Annotated in this window: 13 protein-coding genes; 1 reads left to right on the top strand and 12 read right to left on the bottom strand. The window is 71.2% G+C overall.

Features of this window, described 5'->3' with window-relative positions; translation table 11 throughout:
* Positions 1 to 77: 77 nt before the first annotated feature.
* The 11 genes from secG to ACWDYJ_RS01810 form a co-directional block, all read right to left on the bottom strand.
* A complete protein-coding gene (secG, locus tag ACWDYJ_RS01860) occupies positions 78 to 308 on the bottom strand; it encodes a preprotein translocase subunit SecG (RefSeq protein WP_451563578.1) in 231 nt (76 codons plus the stop codon).
* 122 nt (positions 309 to 430) lie between these two features.
* A complete protein-coding gene (tpiA, locus tag ACWDYJ_RS01855; RefSeq protein WP_451563465.1) occupies positions 431 to 1,219 on the bottom strand; it encodes a triose-phosphate isomerase in 789 nt (262 codons plus the stop codon).
* Positions 1,220 to 1,225: 6 nt separating this feature from the next.
* Positions 1,226 to 2,437, bottom strand: a complete 1,212-nt coding sequence (locus ACWDYJ_RS01850) for a phosphoglycerate kinase (protein ID WP_451563464.1) — start codon at positions 2,435 to 2,437, stop codon at positions 1,226 to 1,228.
* Positions 2,438 to 2,578: 141 nt separating this feature from the next.
* Entirely contained in the window at positions 2,579 to 3,586 is a 1,008-nt protein-coding gene (gap, locus tag ACWDYJ_RS01845; RefSeq protein ID WP_451563463.1) for a type I glyceraldehyde-3-phosphate dehydrogenase, read from the bottom strand.
* Between the two features lie 210 nt (positions 3,587 to 3,796).
* On the bottom strand, positions 3,797 to 6,757 hold the full coding sequence (locus ACWDYJ_RS01840) for a M14 family zinc carboxypeptidase (RefSeq protein ID WP_451563462.1): 2,961 nt from the start codon (positions 6,755 to 6,757) through the stop codon (positions 3,797 to 3,799).
* A gap of 178 nt (positions 6,758 to 6,935) precedes the next feature.
* Positions 6,936 to 7,931 carry a DNA-binding protein WhiA gene (whiA, locus tag ACWDYJ_RS01835; protein ID WP_451563461.1) on the bottom strand — a complete coding sequence of 332 codons (996 nt, stop codon included), beginning with the start codon at positions 7,929 to 7,931 and terminating at the stop codon, positions 6,936 to 6,938.
* Positions 7,922 to 8,989: a gluconeogenesis factor YvcK family protein gene (locus tag ACWDYJ_RS01830; RefSeq protein WP_451563460.1), complete on the bottom strand. Its 1,068-nt coding sequence runs from the start codon at positions 8,987 to 8,989 to the stop codon at positions 7,922 to 7,924. The genes whiA and ACWDYJ_RS01830 overlap by 10 nt, the downstream gene beginning before the upstream one ends.
* Positions 8,986 to 9,978 carry an RNase adapter RapZ gene (rapZ, locus tag ACWDYJ_RS01825; protein ID WP_451563459.1) on the bottom strand — a complete coding sequence of 331 codons (993 nt, stop codon included), beginning with the start codon at positions 9,976 to 9,978 and terminating at the stop codon, positions 8,986 to 8,988. The genes ACWDYJ_RS01830 and rapZ overlap by 4 nt, the downstream gene beginning before the upstream one ends.
* The gene (uvrC, locus tag ACWDYJ_RS01820) at positions 9,975 to 11,984 is read right to left on the bottom strand and encodes an excinuclease ABC subunit UvrC (RefSeq protein WP_451563458.1); all 2,010 of its coding nucleotides are present in this window, start codon (positions 11,982 to 11,984) and stop codon (positions 9,975 to 9,977) included. Before uvrC ends, rapZ begins: the two co-directional genes overlap by 4 nt.
* A gap of 301 nt (positions 11,985 to 12,285) precedes the next feature.
* Positions 12,286 to 13,113 (bottom strand): hypothetical protein, encoded by an 828-nt coding sequence (locus tag ACWDYJ_RS01815; protein WP_451563577.1) that lies wholly within the window; start codon positions 13,111 to 13,113, stop codon positions 12,286 to 12,288.
* Positions 13,114 to 13,118: 5 nt separating this feature from the next.
* Positions 13,119 to 13,724, bottom strand: a complete 606-nt coding sequence (locus ACWDYJ_RS01810; RefSeq protein WP_451563457.1) for a papain-like cysteine protease family protein — start codon at positions 13,722 to 13,724, stop codon at positions 13,119 to 13,121.
* A 230-nt stretch (positions 13,725 to 13,954) separates the two neighbouring features.
* On the opposite strand from ACWDYJ_RS01810, the gene ACWDYJ_RS01805 reads away from it, so the two are divergent.
* Positions 13,955 to 14,887, top strand: coding sequence for a hypothetical protein (locus ACWDYJ_RS01805; RefSeq protein WP_451563456.1), 933 nt, complete (start codon positions 13,955 to 13,957; stop codon positions 14,885 to 14,887).
* A gap of 18 nt (positions 14,888 to 14,905) precedes the next feature.
* Here the strand turns inward: ACWDYJ_RS01805 and ACWDYJ_RS01800 are convergent, their stop codons facing one another.
* Positions 14,906 to 15,337 (bottom strand): Rieske 2Fe-2S domain-containing protein, encoded by a 432-nt coding sequence (locus ACWDYJ_RS01800; protein ID WP_451563455.1) that lies wholly within the window; start codon positions 15,335 to 15,337, stop codon positions 14,906 to 14,908.
* Between the last annotated feature and the right edge of the window lie 41 nt (positions 15,338 to 15,378).

Raw genomic sequence — 15,378 nt, 5'->3', positions numbered from 1 at the left:
CTCGCTCCGGAGCGTGGACGCCGGACCTCATGATAGGCCGGGCGGACCGGGCAGGACCGCCGGAATGGCCAGAACCGTCAGCCGTTGGACTTCACGAGCAGGCCGAGCGCGACGATGCAGGCGAACCACAGGAGGCCGACCACGACGGTGATCCGGTCCAGGTTGCGCTCTGCCACGGAGGAGCCGCCGACCGACGACTGCATACCGCCGCCGAACATGTCGGAAAGGCCGCCACCCTTGCCCTTGTGCATCAGCACGAGCAGCATCAGCAGGGCGCTGAATACGACCAGGGCGATCGAGAACCCCATAATCACGGCTGATTCCTACTTTCTGGGCTTTCCGGCTGGTCCGGGATGTGCGCGGGGGCCAGCGGCCGATGGTGCGGCCTCTGGCCCCCGCAAGGGTACGACGGATCCGCCCTACCGCATACTCACTGGTCGCGGAAGCGGACGATCTTGACGAACTCGTCCGGGTCCAGCGCCGCGCCGCCGATCAGCGCGCCGTCGACGTCGGGCTGGGCCATGATCGCGGCGATGTTGCCGGACTTCACCGAGCCGCCGTACTGGATGCGGACCTTGTCGGCCAGCTCCTGGGAGTACAGCTCGGCGAGGCGGCCACGGATCGCCCCGCAGACCTCCTGCGCGTCCTCGGGGGTGGCGACCTCGCCGGTCCCGATGGCCCAGACGGGCTCGTACGCGATCACGATGGACTCGGCCTGCCCGGCCGGGATGTCCCTCAGGCCGCCGTCGACCTGGTTCAGCGTGTACTGGACCTGCTGGCCGGCCTTGCGGATGTCCAGGCCCTCGCCGACGCACAGGATGGGGGTGATCCCGTGCTTGAAGGCGGCCTTGACCTTGGCGTTGCAGATCTCGTCGCTCTCGCCGTGGTACTGGCGGCGCTCGCTGTGGCCGACGGTCACGTACGAGCAGTTCAGCTTCGACAGCATCGGGCCGGAGATCTCGCCGGTGTAGGCCCCGGAGTCGTGCGCCGAGATGTCCTGGGCGCCGTACTTGATCCTCAGCTTGTCGCCGTCGACCAGCGTCTGCACCGTGCGCAGGTCGGTGAAGGGGGGCAGGACCGCGACCTCGACGGCGTCGTAGTCCTTGTCGGCCAGGGAGAAGGCGAGCTTCTGGACGTGGGCGATGGCCTCGAGGTGGTTGAGGTTCATCTTCCAGTTGCCCGCCATCAGCGGGGTACGGCCGTTTTCAACTGCGGACATAAGGGTTCAGCCCTCCAGGGCGGCGAGGCCGGGGAGCGTCTTGCCCTCGAGGTATTCGAGGGAGGCGCCGCCACCGGTGGAAATGTGGCCGAATGCGTTCTCGTCGAAGCCCAGGATGCGGACCGCGGCGGCGCTGTCGCCGCCGCCGACGACGGTGAAGGCATGGCTGTCGACCAGGGCCTGCGCGATGGCGGTGGTGCCGCCCGCGTAGTCGGGGTGCTCGAAGACGCCCACGGGACCGTTCCAGAAGACGGTCTCGGCGTCGGCGATCTTCGACGCGTAGAGCTCACGCGTCTTCGGGCCGATGTCCAGCCCCTCCTTGTCGGAGGGGATCTTGTCGGCGTCGACGGTGATGAAGTCCGCCGGGGTCTTGCCCTTGAGGTCGGGGAAGTCGGCGGAGGCGAGGATGTCGACCGGCAGGACCAGCTCGACGCCGTTCGCCTCGGCGCGCTCCATGTACTCCTTGACGACGCCGACCTGGTCCTTCTGGAGCAGGGAGATGCCGACCTCGTGGCCCTGGGCGTGGAGGAAGGTGTACGCCATGCCGCCGCCGATCAGGATGCGGTCGGCCTTGCCGAGCAGCGCGTCGATGACGGCGAGCTTGTCGGAGACCTTGGCGCCGCCGAGGATGACGACGTACGGGCGCTTGACCTCGGCGGTCAGCTTCTTCAGGACGCCGACCTCAGTGGCGATGAGGTAGCCGGCCGCGTGCGGGAGGCGTGCAGGCAGGTCGAAGACCGAGGCGTGCTTGCGGTGGACAGCGCCGAAGCCGTCGCCGACGTAGACGTCGGCCAGTTCGGCGAGCTGGTCCGCGAAGGCGCCGCGCTCGGCGTCGTCCTTCGAGGTCTCACCGGCGTTGAAGCGCAGGTTCTCGATGACGGCGACCTGGCCGTCGGCGAGGGCCGCGACGGTCTCCTTGGCGGAGGCGCCGACGGTGTCGGTGGCGAACGCGACGTCCGAGCCGAGCAGCTCGCCGAGCCGCTCGGCGGCCGGGGCGAGCGAGAAGGCCGGGTCCGGGGCACCCTTGGGACGGCCCAGGTGCGAGGCGACGACCACGCGGGCGCCGGCTTCGGCGAGCTTCGCGATGGTCGGCTGGACGGCGCGGATGCGGCCGTCGTCGGTAATCCTGCCTTCGGCGAGCGGCACGTTGAGGTCCGCGCGTACGAAGACCCGCTTGCCGGAAACGCCCTCGGCGAGAAGTTCGTCGATCGTCTTCATGTGTTTCTACTCCTTGTCCCCATGCAGGGGCTTTCGTGCCCGTGCAGGGCGAGAGGACGAGGCAAGCCACAGGGCCCGTGCGGCGCTTCGTCGCGCTGCCCGGACCCTGTGCCTCACATCGTGGTGCCTTGCCCTGCGTGCTTAGAGCTGGCCGCCGACGAAGACGGTGAGGTCGACGAGGCGGTTGGAGTAGCCCCACTCGTTGTCGTACCAGCCGACGACCTTGGCCTGCGTACCGCCCTGAACCATGGTCAGGGAGGAGTCGAAGGTACAGGAGGCCGGCCAGTTGACGATGTCCGAGGAGACGATCGCGTCCTCGGTGTAGTCGAGGATGCCCTTGAGCTGGCCCTGGGCGGCCTTCTGGAACGCGGCGTTGATCTCTTCCACGGTGGTCTCGCGGGAGAGCTCCAGCACCAGGTCGGTGACCGAGCCGGTCGGGACCGGGACGCGCATGGCGATGCCGTCCAGCTTGCCCTTGAGCTGCGGGAGGACCAGCGCGGTGGCCTTGGCGGCACCGGTGGAGGTCGGGATGATGTTCTCGGCGGCGGCGCGGGCGCGGCGCAGGTCCGAGTGCGGGAAGTCGAGGATGCGCTGGTCGTTCGTGTACGCGTGGACCGTCGTCATCATGCCCTTGACGATGCCGAAGCTCTCGTCGAGGACCTTGGCCATCGGCGCCACGCAGTTGGTGGTGCAGGAGGCGTTGGAGATGACGTGGTGGTTGGCCGCGTCGTACTTGTCCTGGTTGACGCCCATCACGATGGTGATGTCCTCGTCCTTGGCCGGAGCCGAGATGAGGACCTTCTTCGCGCCGGCGGCGATGTGCTTGGCGGCGTCGGCCTTCTTCGTGAAGATGCCGGTCGACTCGATGACGATGTCGGCGCCCAGCTCACCCCAGGGGAGGTTCGCGGGGTCGCGCTCGGCGAAGGTCTTGAAGGTCTGACTGCCGACGGTGATGCTGTCGGTGGTGTGGCTGACGTCTTGCTTGAGGCGACCCAGGATGGTGTCGTACTTGAGCAGGTGCACCAGGGTCGCGTTGTCAGTCAGGTCGTTGACACCGACGATCTCGATGTCCGCTCCCTGCTCCAGGAGCGCACGGAAGTAGTTGCGGCCAATTCGGCCAAAACCGTTGATGCCTACGCGGATCGTCACGAACCGATCTCCTCGTTGGTGCGCCGGTCTACTGCGCCGGCGAGCTGTATGGGATGTCCCCGACCGCTTATGACCCTACCTCTCCGTGAGCTTCTGGGTGACATCGGCCAGGGCCTGACACGCCTTCTTCCCCTGTACCAAGCACTCGACACGGGGACGTCGGGCACTTCGCCCCCCGTCACCCAGAGTGAGCGACGGGGGGTCCGCCGGTCAGTGGTGCAGGGATCTCAGGGCCTTACCGACGAGTACGGCTCGGTCCGCCGCGGCCGGCACGTGTTCGAGGCCGAAACCGAGGAGCACGGTGTCACCGGTAGTGATCGAGGCATAGGACGTGAACAGCTCTCCGGTCCTGGACCAATCGCCCGGAACATCGGGGCTTCCGGCAGGTGCGCCCTGGACGGCCCAGACGCCGAGCGAGGTCTCGAAGCCCTCGACGGCCTGGTCCGCCCCGCCCACCGACACCCGTGCCTCGTCCGCGAAGACCCCGCGGCCGCCCGACCCGGGGTCGGTGATGTACGCCAGAGAGACCTCGACGGTCCTGCCCGCGTAGGCGCTCAGGTCGAAGGAGACCTGCTTCCAGCCGCCGGAGGAGCCGGTGAAGCTGTTCCAGGCGCCGCTGGTGCCCCGCGGGGTGCAGCCCGCGGCCTCCAGGGTGAGGTAACGGCGCAGGAAGGGATGGCCGTTCATGAAGAACCCGGCCTCGCACTCCACCGGGACCGTGGCGGAGCTCAGCCCGCCCTGGTCCGCCAGTGTGGTCCAGTCGTCCCCGCCGGCCGTACGGGCTTCCAGGACGGCGTGGTCGTAGCCCTCCTCGGTGTTCCAGTTGAGGGCCGTCTTCAGCTGCGGCTTGTCGGCGGCGCTCACCCCGGTCAGGTCGATGGTGCGCGTGAGCCGCCTCCAGTCGTCGTCCTCGTGGGTCGCCGCGGCCATCCCGCTGCCCGCGTAGGGGGCGTACGGGTTCACGACCCCCGTGTACCGGCCCGCCTGCGCGCTCTTGAACTGCGGGAACTGCGCCGGCGGCAGGGTGTCGGAGGTCACGGTGTAGGCCCCCGGGGCGTTCAGCGGGTTGCCCGCCGCGTCCCCGAGAGCGCCCGTGGCGCCGCCGAGGGCGCCGGCGCCGGCGAAGCCGGTGGGCACGCCGGCCGCGGCCCGCCCGTAGGCGCCGAGCCAGTACTGGCTGAAGTCGTTGGTCACGGCCCGGCCGACCTGGGCGTTTCCGCCTGCCAGCTCACCGGCCTCGATCAGCTTGCCGCCCTCGTTGAGGAAGGCGCGTACGGCCAGCTGGGTGGCGCCGCCGGGGGTCTTGGCCCCGGTGTAGTGGACGGCCGTACGGAAGTGGGAGAGCACCCCCAGGCGGTGCGGGACGCCCTGCGCGGCCACGTCCCAGACCGCCGCGGACTTCCCGTTGGCGCGCAGCGCGTCGACGTAGGTCTGGGCGTGCCGCGCCGTCGCGCCCTCCTCGGCGATGACGAGGACGTCCGCCCGTGGCCGTTCGGCGACCGTGTACGTGAAGTGCTCGCTGGAGACCTGTCCACCGGAGCGGTCCCGGCCGGTGAACCAGACCTCGACCCGGTCGCCGGGCCGCGCGCCCTCGACCTCGGCGCGGTACTCGTCGAACCAGTTGTTGTCCTCGCCGCCGTAGACCTCGCCGCCCTTCCAGGCCTCCAGGTCCTCGTCGTGCGTGCGGCCGCCGTTGACGCGGTACTTGAGCTCCTTGTCGCGCAGCGCCTTGCGGGCGGTGACGGAGACCGTCTGGTCCTCACCGCGTGGGGCGTAGGAGGTGGTGAAGGGGTCCGGGGTGAAGTCGGCCGCGCTCAGACCGACGGCGGACGCCGGCCGGTCGGGGTGCGCGGCGCTGTCGCCGACGGAGAGCGCGAAGGGGATGTTCTTGGCGAATTCGCCCTGGATGAGCTTCTCGTCATCCGGGAAGTTGAAGCCGGAGGCGCAGTCCTCGGGCTTCCACTGGTCGTTCGGGTCGCTCGCGGAGGCCGTCTGGCAGGTGGTCATCTCGGGGGTGAACATCATGATGCCGTTGGCGTTGGCCGCGTGCCCGTCGGCTTCGCCGTTGGTCGTGTACAGCTCGGAGGAGACCTGCGGGTGGTAGCCGGGGACCGCGGGGTTCTCGGGGGTGCCTGCGAGCGCCTTGTAGGCCACGTCGTCCGGGGTCGGGGTGGCCACCTGCCAGCCCACTCCGTAGAGGATCAGCTCGGCGGCGGAGTGGTAGTTGACGGCGTACTCGAAGCCGATGCGCTTCTGGAAGGCGTCGAGGGCGACGGTCTCGGGTTCGGAGGAGGCCGCGGGGCCGCGGTAGGTCTCGCTCGACCGGTTGGGCGAGGAGCCCTCGTTGTCGTAGCCCCACTTGTAGGCGAAGTTGCGGTTGAGGTCGACGCCGTCGCCGGTGGTGATCTTGCCGTCGCCGTTGTTGTCGCGCAGGTTCTTGCGCCACAGCCGGGCGCTGTCGGCGGAGAAGGTGTGGTCGTACCCGTCGGGGTTGGCGGAGATGAGGAACCACAGCTCGGTGGAGTCCACCAGCTTGGTGATCCGCGCGTCCCTGCCGTAGCCGTCGAGGGTGTGGTGCATCAGCCGCCGGGTCATCTCGGGGGTGATCCACTCGCGGGCGTGCTGGTTCGACATGTAGAGCACGGACGGTTTGTCGCCGTCCTTGGTCCTCTTCGCGTCCTTGGTGACCTTGACGGCGAGGATGTCCTTGCCCTGGACGGTCTTGCCGAGGGAGACGACCTTGGTGAGCGACGGGTTCTCCCGCGCGGTCCGCAGGATCTCCTCCTGGAGGCCGCCCTTGCCGCTGTACGGGCGGAAGACCCCGTCCCCGGCGGCCTTGGCGCGGGCGAGCCCCTGGGCGGGGATCTTGCGCTCGGCGAGGGTGACGCCCTGGGCGGCGAGCTGCTTCGCCTGGCCGCCGGTGAGGAAGAGCTCGACGCGGGCGGTCCCCGTCTCGGGGGCCTGTTCGGTGAGTTCGTGGGCGTCCTGCCCGGCGGCGAGGACGAGCGGGACCTGCTCGCGGGTGATGTCGGCGTCGTAGACCCGTACCTCGTCGGCGCCGGGTGCGGCGTCGGACGGGGGCCGGTCCTGGGCTGCGGCGGGTAACGCGGCCAGTGCGGTTGCGAAGACGAATGCGCTTGCGGCGAGGATCGTTCTCGCGCGGTGCCTCATGTGCCCCCCTGGGGGTCGTCTGCCACGAAAGCTTCGGACGACAGGCTCACGAGGAGTCCATGCCCATGTCAATGGGCCCTGGGGGCGACACGGCCGGAAGGGGCCCGCACGGGTGAGCGTGCGGACCCCTTCCGGAGTAGCGCCGGGTCTGGCCGGGGGGATGGCCCGAGGGGCCGAATCAGCCGGCCATGTTGTCGGCCAGCTCCTCGCTGAGGTCGAGGTTGCACTCCGTGCCCGGGATGCCGAGGTCCTGGGCCCGCTTGTCGGCCATCGCCAGCAGGCGCCGGATCCGGCCCGCGACCGCGTCCTTCGTCAGCGGCGGGTCGGCGAGGGCGCCCAGCTCCTCCAGGGAGGCCTGCTTGTGCTCCATGCGCAGCCGGCCGGCCGCGGCGAGGTGCTCGGGGACCTCCTCGCCGAGGATCTCCAGCGCGCGCTGCACCCGGGCTCCGGCGGCCACCGCGGCCCGCGCGGAGCGGCGCAGGTTGGCGTCGTCGAAGTTGGCGAGGCGGTTGGCGGTGGCGCGCACCTCGCGCCGCATCCGCCGCTCCTCCCAGGCCAGCACCGAGTCGTGGGCGCCTAGGCGGGTCAGCAGGGCCCCGATCGCGTCGCCGTCGCGGACCACGACCCGGTCCACGCCGCGCACCTCGCGCGCCTTGGCGGCGATCGAGAGCCGGCGGGCGGCGCCCACCAGGGCCAGGGCGGCTTCCGGACCCGGGCAGGTGACCTCCAGGGAGGAGGAGCGGCCCGGCTCGGTGAGCGAGCCGTGGGCCAGGAAGGCGCCGCGCCAGGCGGCCTCCGCGTCACAGGTGGCCCCGGAGACCACCTGCGGGGGAAGACCGCGGATGGGCCGGCCGCGGCCGTCCACGAGACCCGTCTGGCGGGCCAGCTGGTCCCCGCCCGCCACGACCCGCACCACGAAGCGGCTGCCCCGGCGCAGTCCGCCCGGGGCCATCACCACCAGGTCGGAGGAGTGGCCGAAGATCTCCAGGATGTCCTTGCGCAGCCGCCGGGCGGCGACTCCGGTGTCCAGCTCCGCCTCGATGACGATGCGGCCGCTCACGAGGTGCAACCCGCCCGCGAACCGAAGAATCGCCGAGACCTCAGCCTTCCTGCAGCAGGTCCGGGTGACGGGCAGGCGGGAGATCTCATCCTTCACCGCGGGCGTCATCGCCATGGGCCGATCCTTCCATGCATCCGAAAAATACGGTCGTACGCGGCGGCCAGCAGCTCCGGGTCGTGCTTCGGAGAGCCGTCCAGTCTGGCCACCGGCGCCAGCTCGACCGCGGCACCGAACCGTTTTGCGGCATGGGCGAGGGACTCGCGGTCGGGCACGGCGGCCTCGTCGGCCAGCACCACGTCCAGGGCGAGTTTAGGGGCGTGTCGGGCCAAAACCTCCAAATGACGCTGCGGAGAGAAGCCCTCTGTTTCTCCGGGCTGCGGAGCGAGGTTCAGCGAGAGGACCCGCCGGGCCTTCGTCTGGACCAGCGCGTCGAGCAGTTGCGGCACCAGCAGGTGCGGGATGACGGAGGAGAACCAGGACCCCGGACCGAGCACGACCCAGTCGGCGTCGAGCACCGCGGCGACCGCCTCCGGCACGGCCGGCGGGTCGCTCGGCACCACCTGTACGGAGAGCACCTCGCCCGGCGTCAGGGCCACCGTGGCCTGCCCCCGGACGGTGTCCACGTCCTCCGGGCGAGCCGGATCGTGGCCCTTGACCAGCGCCTGGAGCTCCAGCGGCACCGCCGACATCGGCAGGACCCGGCCGTGCGCGCCCAGCAGCTTGCCGACCAGGTCCAGCGCCTGGACGGGGTCGCCCAGCTGCTCCCACAGGGCGACGATCAGCAGATTGCCGACCGCGTGCTCGTGCAGGTCGCCCCGGGACTGGAAGCGGTGCTGGATGACGCGGGCCCAGGTCTGGCCCCATTCGTCGTCCCCGCACAGCGCGGCCAGCGCCTTGCGCAGGTCACCGGGGGGCAGCACGCCCAGCTCCTCCCGGAGCCGGCCGCTGGAGCCGCCGTCGTCGGCGACGGTGACGACGGCGGTGAGCTCACCGGTGATGCGGCGCAGCGCGGCGAGGGAGGCCGACAGCCCCATGCCGCCGCCCAGGGCGACGACCTTGGGGGCGACCACCTTGCGTGCCGCGCCTCGGCGGCCGGCGCGGCCCGCGCCGTCCTCTCCCCCTTCGGGGGCGAAGCGGCGCAGGCGGCGCAGTCGCAGGGTCCGTCCGGTCACTCCCGCCCCATGTCCCGGTGGACGACGACGGTCTCGACTCCCTCGGACGCCAGGCGGGCGGCGAGCTTCTCGGACATGGCCACGCTGCGGTGCTTGCCGCCCGTGCAGCCGACCGCGATGGTCACGTACCGCTTGCCCTCGCGGCGGTAGCCGGTGGCGATGAGCTGGAGCAGCTCGGTGTAGCGGTCGAGGAACTCCTTGGCGCCGGGCTGGCTGAAGACGTAGCCCGACACCTCCTCGTTGAGTCCGGTGAAGGGGCGCAGCTCGGGGACCCAGTGCGGGTTGGGGATGAAGCGGCAGTCGACGACGAGGTCGGCGTCGACGGGGAGGCCGTACTTGTAGCCGAAGGACATGACGGTGGCCCGCAGCTCGGGCTCCTCGTCGCCCGCGAACTGGGCGTCCATCTTCGCGCGCAGCTCGTGCACGTTGAGGCTGGAGGTGTCGATGACCAGGTCGGCGTCGCCGCGCAGCTCGCGCAGCAGGTCACGCTCGGCCGCGATGCCGTCGACGATGCGGCCGTCGCCCTGGAGGGGGTGCGGGCGGCGCACCGACTCGAAGCGGCGGACCAGCGCGTCGTCGGAGGACTCCAGGAAGACGATGCGCCGGGTGACCCCGCGGGCCTCCAGGTCGGCGAGCGACTCGCGCAGCGCGTCGAAGAACTGGCGGCCGCGGACATCGACGACGACGGCGATGCGCGCCACGTTGCCCTGGGAGCGGGCGCCGAGTTCCACCATCGTGGGGATCAGCGCCGGCGGGAGGTTGTCGACGACGAACCAGCCGAGGTCCTCCAGGCACTTGGCCGCCGTACTGCGGCCGGCCCCGGACATCCCGGAGATGATCACCAGCTCGGGGATGGCGACCTCGGCGTTGTCGCCGGGCTCCACTGTCGTGCCCGTACTCACCTGTGCTCCGTCTCGGTCGTACTCGGTCTGCTCGGACTGCTCGGACTGCTCGGACTCGTGCTCGTGCTCGGACTCGTGCTCGGTCATTGCTCGGTCCCCCGTTCGGACGGTGCCCCCGCCGACGCGGGTGCCTCGTCCTCCATGATCTCTCCTGTCGCCGTGTTGACGGCAGGACCAGCGGGAACGGCCTCGGCGAGGGCCGCGACCACGGTCTCGGCCGTCTTGCGGCCTATGCCCGGGACCTCACAGATCTGATCGATTGTGGCCTGTCTCAGCCTTTTCACCGAACCGAAGTGTTTGACCAGGGCCAGCCTGCGGCTCTCGCCGAGACCGGGCACCTCGTCCAGGGGGCCGGCCTTCAGGCGCTTGCCGCGCTTGGCCCGCTGGTACTGGATGGCGAACCGGTGGGCTTCGTCACGCACCCGCTGGAGCAGGTAGAGGCCCTCGCTGGTGCGGGGCAGCACGACGGGGTCGTCCTCGCCGGGCACCCAGACCTCCTCCAGCCGCTTGGCCAGCCCGCACACGGCCACGTCGTCGACGCCGAGCTCCTCCAGGGCGCGCTTGGCGGCGGCGACCTGCGGCCGGCCGCCGTCGACCACGACGAGCTGCGGCGGGTACGCGAAGCGCTTGGGGCGCCCGTCGTCCTCGGGCACCTCTCCCGCGCCGTCCTCCTCGACCCACTCCCCCGTCTTCGTCTTCTCCTGGAGGTAGCGGCGAAAACGCCGGGAGACCACCTCGTGCATGGAGCGGACGTCGTCCTGCCCCAGATGCGACTTGATCTGGAAGCGCCGGTACTCGCTCTTGCGGGCGAGCCCGTCCTCGAAGACGACCATGGACGCCACGACGTCGTCGCCCTGGAGGTGCGAGATGTCGAAGCACTCGATGCGCAGCGGCGCGCTGTCCAGCTCCAGGGCCTCGGCGATCTCCTCCAGGGCCCGGGAGCGGGTGGTGAGGTCGGCGGCGCGCTTGGTCTTGTGCAGGGCGAGGGACTGCAGGGCGTTGCGGTGGACGGTCTCCATCAGCGCCTTCTTGTCCCCGCGCTGCGGAATGCGCAGGTTGACGTTCGACCCGCGCCTCTCGGCGAGCCACTCGCCCAGAGCGGGCGTGTCCTCGGGAAGCGCCGGAACCAGCACCTCCTTGGGGACCGCCTCGCCCTGCTCCTCCCCGTACAACTGCTGGAGGGCGTGCTCGACGAGCCCCGCCGTGTCCACGGCCTCGACCTTGTCGGTGACCCAGCCGCGCTGGCCCCGGACCCGCCCGCCGCGGACGTGGAAGATCTGCACGGCCGCTTCGAGCTCGTCCTCCGCGACCGCGATCAGGTCGGCGTCGGTGGCGTCGGCGAGCACGACGGCGTTCTTCTCCATGGCCCGGCGCAGGGCCCCTATGTCGTCACGCAGCCGGGCCGCCTTCTCGTACTCCATCTCCTCGGCCGCCTCGCGCATCTGCTGTTCGAGGCGGGAGAGGTAGGTGCCGGTGCGGCCGGCCATGAAGTCGCAGAAGTCCTCGGCCAGTTCGCGGTGCTCCTCGGGGGTGACGCGGCCGACGCAGGGCGCGGAGCACTTGCCGATGTAGCCGAGCAGGCAGGGACGGCCGATCTGCTCGGAGCGCTTGAAGACCCCGGCGGAGCAGGTGCGCACGGGGAAGACCCGCAGCATCAGGTCGACGGTCTCGCGGATGGCCCAGGCGTGCCCGTACGGGCCGAAGTAGCGCACGCCCTTCTTCTTGGGGCCGCGCATGACCTGGACGCGGGGGTACTGCTCGTTCATCGTGACGGCGAGGGAGGGGTAGCTCTTGTCGTCCCGGTACTTGACGTTGAACCGGGGGTCGTACTCCTTGATCCAGGAGTATTCGAGCTGGAGCGCCTCGACCTCGGTCGACACCACGGTCCACTCGACGGCGGCGGCCGTGGTGACCATGGTGGCGGTACGCGGATGCAGGTTCGCGACGTCCTGGAAGTAGCTGGCCAGGCGCTGGCGCAGGCTCTTGGCCTTCCCGACGTAGATCACCCGACGGTGCTCGTCGCGGAACTTGTAGACCCCGGGAGAGTCGGGGACCTGTCCCGGCTTGGGACGGTAGCTGGAAGGGTCGGCCATGCCAACACCCTACTGGCGCGCAAGGACAACGAACCGTACCCGTCCGCCTCCGGCGGGGGGCCACGCCTCGGCCCGAAGCCCCGGTCCCGGACAGTGCCTCGCCGCCCACCCAGCCTCGCCGGCGTTTGAGGCGCGGGTCCGGGGCGGAGCCCCAGGTCTTTCAGCCTCGCCGGCGTTTGAGGCGCGGGTCCGGGGCGGAGCCCGGGGAACGGGGGAAGGGCGGGGAACGGGGGAAGGGCGGGGAGGGGACAGCCCCGCAGGGCCCGGCCCCTGGCGGTGGCCGGGCGCTGCGGGTCAGGGGTTACGCCGCGGCAGCGGTGCGGCGGCGGCGACGGGACCACCGCAGGCCCACGGCCCCGACGGCCCCGAGCATGACCGCGAGCCCTCCGCCCACCAGGCTCACGGGAACCGCGGCATCGGGATCGGGATCGGCGGAGCCGGCGGCGGCGAACCCACCCGCCTTCCCACCCTTGGCGTAGCCGGAGCCGGGAAGCTTGTCCCCGTACTCCTTGACCACGCGGACGCGATACGCGGCGAGGCTCGTCCCCCGCTCGCCCACGGCCCGAACGGCGTCCTCGTCCAGCGGCAGCACCTGCCCGCCCTGGGCGACGTACCACGCGTCGGTCTGCGGTTCCCGGAACACCGTGCCGCCCGGCAGCTTCGCGGCGCCGAGCTGGGCGTAGCGGAATTCGTCGTCGCCGGTGGCGATGTTCACCACCTGCCAGCCGGCCTCCGTCCGCGCGGTCCACAGCGCCGCCTGCTGCCCGTCGGAGGAGACGGCCTTGCTGGCGAGGAACTCCAGTCGGGCGACGGGGGCCCCGGCCTGGCCCGCGACGAAGTCGGGGGAGAGGTAGTGGACGGGGACGGCCTCGCCCTCGATGCGGGGCTGCGCGGCGGTCAGCGACACCTTGCCCTCGCGGGCGAAGAACCGGGAGAGGGTGGCCAGGGTGTCGGGGGCGGCGGCGGCCGCGTGGGCGGCCGCCCGGGTCTCGGCGGTGGCGGCCTGCGGCTGCGGCTGGGGCTGCGGCACGGGGGCCGCGGCGGCCGTCCCGCCGAGGGCGAGTACGGCGACGGCGGCGAGGACCGTCGCGGCGGCGGCCGCGCGCGGGGTGGGGGGCACGGGGGTCATGGCGGTCACGCCCCGATCCTGTAGAGGGAGTGGGTCCAGGAGAAGGTGTTGTTGTTCACGTACCAGGCGTGGGAGGCCCAGTTGTAGCGGTCGCTGGAGGGCCACGGGTCTCCCCAGTAGACCCAGCTGTTGGCGGTGTCGTAGCCGTAGATCACGTGCATGTGGCCACCGCCGTTGGACCACTGGATCCGGGTCTCGATGGGGCGGTTGGCGTTGATCTCGCTCTGCACGGTGGAGTACTGGAGCCAGCCGTTCACGTAGCTGCCGGCGTTGATGCCCGCCCAGCGCAGACCGTTCTGGACGTTGCCCAGGGTGGCCTGGTTGTTGGGGCATTCGGTGCCCTGCTGACGGTTGAAGGCGGCGTTGCAGAACTGGTTCTGGCTGTAGTTCCGGCCGAACCAGGTGGCTATGGTGTTGCCGCCCGCGGCCCAGCACCAGTTGGTCTTCTGCTGCGCCTGCATGGTGATGTCCAGGCGCTTGTAGGCGAGGGCCGCGCTTTCGGAGTCGGGTCCGGCCACGGCGGCGGTGGCGGTGCCGGCGCCCGTGGTCAGGACGAGGAGCAGGGCCGAGATGAAGGCGGCGAGGGATGGCCGTCGGTTCTTGTTGCGCATCGCGTTCCTCCCGAGGTGGGGAGTGGGGGGTGGAGGAGCGCGTCCGGACGCTGTGGAGGAGCATCAGGGAGTTGTCGCGATCAGGTCAACACGCTTCAATACGCGGTGACATTGCAATGTGAACGGTGGGGCTGTGGTGTGAACGGTTGCTGTCGTTTCCACCTGGTCCCCCCGGCACCACCGGCCCGGCCCCCACGTCGGCGCTGTGAATGTTCACAGAGGGAGTCGCCATGCGGCCGACCGGCGACAAGACGGAACTCGGACAACTCCTGCGCGGCGGCCCCTTCCATCTCGCCCTGCGCGCCGCCCTCGCCGCGCGCGGCCTGCCCCTGCATCGGATACAGCACCGGCTCGCGGCCCGCGGCATCAAGGTCGGTGTCACCAGCCTCAGTTACTGGCAGCAGGGCGCCCGGCGTCCGCGCCACCCGGAGTCCCTGCGGGCCGTCGCCGCCCTGGAGCAGATCTTGGAGCTGCCGGACGGCGCCCTCCTGCGCCTGCTGACCCACCCCGAGGGCGCGGCCTGGACCGGCCGCCCGGCCTCCCGCTCGTACCGGGCGCTGGTGAGCGTCGGGGCAGCGGTGGAGCAGCTGCTGAACGGCATGGAACTCCCGGCGGACGGCGGGCTGCACTCGGTCGGCCATCACGAGCGGGTCCGCATCGGGGCGGCCGGCGAGCTGCGCGGCCGTACCTCGCAGCAGATCGTCCGGGCCCACCGCGACGGGGTGGACCGCTACCTCGCCATCCACCACGGCGATCCGGGCTGCGACCCGACGCGCGTGGAGGTGACCGCGTACGAGAACTGCCGCACCGGTCGGGTGCGCTGTCATCCGGAGGCCGGGGTGGTGGTGGCGGAGCTGCTCTTCGACGCGCGGCTGCGGCGCGGGGACACGTACGTCTTCGGCTACGGCGTCGAGGACGGCACGGGTGCGCGCAGCGCGGAGTACGTGCGCGGTTTCAGCTACGCGGGCGGCCTGTACATGCTCCAGGTCCGCTTCGACGAGGCGGCCCTGCCGGTGCGCTGCCGCCGCTTCGCCCGTACGGGTCCGCAGGCCCCGCGCACCGGCTTCGCCGACCTGACCCCGAGCGGCCGCCACCGGGCCGTCCACCTGGTGGAGCAGGAGGTCCGGCGCGGGATCCTCGGGATCTCCTGGGACTGGGAGTAGCTCCGGCTCCGGAGGGCGCTAGCCCGCGATCAGCTTGCCGTTCTCGGCCTTGACCGGGACCGCGGGCAGCGGGTCCGTGGCGGGGCCGCGCAGCGCCTGGCCGGTCCGCAGATCGAAGCGGCTGCCGTGGCAGGGGCAGTTGCCCTGCCCCTCGACGATCTTGTCCAGGACGCAGCCGGCATGCGTGCACTGGGCGCTGAAGGCCTTGTACTGGCCCTCCGCCGGGCACGTGACGACGACCTTCCGCTCCCGGAACAGCTTCGAGCCGCCGACGGGCACGTCGCCCACCGCGCCCAGTTCCACCGGGGCCGTGGGCGTCGCGGGGGTGCTGCCTCCGCTGTTGGTGGCGGTGGAGCAGGCCGCCAGTGTCCCTCCGGTGCCGACGGCCCCGGCGAGCGCGGCGGCGCTCTTGAGGACGGTACGGCGGGCGGCCGACTGCGACGCGGACATGCGGTTCTCCTGGGCACGAGGGGGCTGGGCCCACCCGACGA

The organism is Streptomyces sp. NPDC003042 (assembly GCF_053591315.1).
Note: the sequence above shows the minus strand (reverse complement) of the source record. Positions and strands in the feature narration are given on the sequence as shown.

Bases quoted from the DNA above. Each gene is read 5' to 3' on its own strand.
- secG (WP_451563578.1), bottom strand. From the start codon at position 308: ATGGGGTTCTCGATCGCCCTGGTCGTATTCAGCGCCCTGCTGATGCTG.
- tpiA (WP_451563465.1), bottom strand. From the start codon at position 1,219: ATGTCCGCAGTTGAAAACGGCCGTACCCCGCTGATGGCGGGCAACTGG.
- ACWDYJ_RS01850 (WP_451563464.1), bottom strand. From the start codon at position 2,437: ATGAAGACGATCGACGAACTTCTCGCCGAGGGCGTTTCCGGCAAGCGG.
- ACWDYJ_RS01840 (WP_451563462.1), bottom strand. From the start codon at position 6,757: ATGAGGCACCGCGCGAGAACGATCCTCGCCGCAAGCGCATTCGTCTTC.
- whiA (WP_451563461.1), bottom strand. From the start codon at position 7,931: ATGGCGATGACGCCCGCGGTGAAGGATGAGATCTCCCGCCTGCCCGTC.
- rapZ (WP_451563459.1), bottom strand. From the start codon at position 9,978: ATGACCGAGCACGAGTCCGAGCACGAGCACGAGTCCGAGCAGTCCGAG.
- uvrC (WP_451563458.1), bottom strand. From the start codon at position 11,984: ATGGCCGACCCTTCCAGCTACCGTCCCAAGCCGGGACAGGTCCCCGAC.
- ACWDYJ_RS01815 (WP_451563577.1), bottom strand. From the start codon at position 13,113: ATGACCCCCGTGCCCCCCACCCCGCGCGCGGCCGCCGCCGCGACGGTC.
- ACWDYJ_RS01810 (WP_451563457.1), bottom strand. From the start codon at position 13,724: ATGCGCAACAAGAACCGACGGCCATCCCTCGCCGCCTTCATCTCGGCC.
- ACWDYJ_RS01805 (WP_451563456.1), top strand. From the start codon at position 13,955: ATGCGGCCGACCGGCGACAAGACGGAACTCGGACAACTCCTGCGCGGC.
- ACWDYJ_RS01800 (WP_451563455.1), bottom strand. From the start codon at position 15,337: ATGTCCGCGTCGCAGTCGGCCGCCCGCCGTACCGTCCTCAAGAGCGCC.